General features: G+C 53.2%; 1 protein-coding gene. It reads right to left on the minus strand.

The features are described from left to right. Positions 1-2,636, minus strand: a 2,636-nt coding sequence (locus tag FKV70_RS25755; RefSeq protein ID WP_142614970.1) for a non-ribosomal peptide synthetase, incomplete at both ends; no start/stop codon positions are given.

The raw sequence follows: 2,636 nt of genomic DNA on the forward strand, positions 1-2,636 counted from the left end.
CTTCTCGTACCGAATCCACTTGCAGCAGCTGCGTTTCGACCTCGCCCAGCTCAATCCGGTACCCGCGGATTTTCACCTGATGGTCGATCCGGCCCAGATATTCAATGTTTCCGTCCGGCATCCATCTTGCCAAATCGCCGGTGCGGTACATCCGTTCGTATCCGGCTTCCCCGCCGGCAAACGGATCTTTCACAAATTTCTCGGCCGTCAGCTCCGGACGGTTCAGATACCCTCGGGCTACGCCGACACCGCCGATGCACAGCTCACCCGCAACCCCAATCGGCTGCAATTGCTCCGTGCCTTCCTTCACGATGTATAGACGGATATTTTGAATCGGTTTCCCGATCGGGATCACCGCATATTCCTCATCTGGCTCGCAATCGAAGTACGATACGTCCACCGTCGCTTCGGTCGGACCATACAGGTTGACCAGCTTCGCTCCGGTCAGGCTCGACACAAGCCGCTGGAACCGGGCCACATGCTGTGGCGGCAAGGCTTCGCCGCTGGCAAAAACATGGCGTAGCGTTGCTAGCTTCGCTTGCATCACTTCTCGCGGCTGCTGCTCCACATACTCCAGGAATGCATGCAGCATGGCTGGCACGAAGTGCATCGTGGTCACGCCGTCGCGGGCAATCGTGTCCACGATGTCTTCCGGATTCTTTTCCCCACCCACGGGCAACAAGCTCACTTTTGAACCGACCATCGACCACCAGAACAGCTCCCACACCGACACGTCGAAGGTGAAGGCGGTCTTTTGCAAAATGGTATCTTTCGCACTCAAACCGTAGCGATCATGCATCCACAAAATCCGGTTCAGCACGGAATGGTGCTCTACCATCACGCCCTTCGGTTTTCCCGTGGAGCCAGACGTGTAGATGACATACGCGACATGGTGCGCTCCAGCCAGGGGCTCCAGATTCGAACCATCTTCGTCATAAATGTGCTTGCCATCCTGCTCCTGGCGATCCAGCACCAGCACTTGTCCGTCGAAACTCAGCGATGCTCGCTCCGCCAGATGTGATTGCGTCAGCACCAGCTTCGCGCCTGAGTCCTCCAGCATAAAGCGGATGCGATCGGCCGGATATTCCGGATCGATTGGCACATAAGCTCCGCCGGCTTTGAGGATCGCATAGATGCCCACGATCATGTCTAGTGAGCGGTGAACCAGAATACCTACAGGCTGATCTGGTTTAACCCCTTCCGCACGCAACGTCCGGGCCAAACGGTTGGCTCGCTCGTTCAGCTCACGGTAGGTCAGCGACTCTTCACCACACAGTACCGCGACTTGCTCTGGCGTGTTCGCGGCCTGCTGCTCAAACAGACTGCTTAGCGTCTGATCCTGCGGGTAGGCTGCTGCCGTATCTCCCCATACCTGCACGATTTGCGCTTGCTCTTCTGCTGTCACTAGTTCCAGCTCATTCACACGAATATACGGGTTGTCAATAATCTGCTCGATCACATGCAGTACATGTCCCTGCATTCGCTCGATCGTAGCCCGATCGTACACATTCGCGTTGTACCTAAACATGATGCGGAAGCTTTCATCCGGCATCACAATCAAGTCCAGATCATAGTTCGTCTGCTCAACCACCTCTACATTTGTAATTTCAAATGCAGACGGACGAACGTCACCCAATTGCTCGACTTGCTCCTCCACCGGATAATTCTCAAATACCATAATGTGGTTGATTAGATGCTGCTTCTGCTCGGTCAGCGCCTGAATTTCATACAGCGGGAAGCTGTCATAGACTCCAGAGGCTAGCGCTTGCTCCTGCGTGTTCCGCATAATGTCCACAAACGTGGCATTTCGTTCACTTTGAATCCGCACCGGTATCGTATTAATGAACAGACCGATCATATGCTCTACACCCGCAATATCCGTCGGACGTCCAGATACCACACTGCCGAATACAACATCCTCATTGTTATTATATTTCTGCAAAATAACGCCCCACACGCTCTGCATCAGCGTATTGATCGTGACCTGCTGTTGCTTGGCCATCCGGTACATGGCTTCGCTCCACGTCGGATCCAGCTCTATCGTTATTTTTTCAGAAACATATTCGTCGCTTGCTGCCTTGGATACTGTATGCTCCCTACTGTCTACCACGTGGTCTTTCGTTGCAGTATCCGATCCAGGCAGCAACGTCTGCTGTTCAAAGCCAGCTAAATAGCTGCTCCAGTACTCTTTTGCCGCACGTTCATCCTGACGCTCTAACCATTCGATATATCGGCCATACGGTGTGATCGGAGCAAGCTCCGGCTGTTTCTGCTCCAGCAGTGCAAAGTACGTACCAAATACTTCCCCTGTAACGAGCGATAAGCACCAGCCGTCCATGATAATGTGATGGAAGCTCCAGACCAAGTGATACGTTTCTTCATCGGTCTGCAATACCTGTACACGCATCAGCGCATCCGTACCAAGATCAAATCCTCTAGCTTGATCCTCCTGCTTCAACTCCTGGATATACGCCTGTTGCTCTGCTTTCGGCATTTTGCGTATATCTTTGAAAGAAAGGTCGCTATCTTTGTGACGAAATACCATCTGCAATGGCTCCTGACCGTGTCCGGTCTCAAACCGATGGAAATTCGTCCGCAGCGCTTCATGACGCTGTGTCAGCAGATCCAGACTCTTG

Source organism: Paenibacillus ottowii (assembly GCF_006874425.1).
GTDB classification, from domain to species: Bacteria; Bacillota; Bacilli; order Paenibacillales; family Paenibacillaceae; genus Paenibacillus; species Paenibacillus ottowii.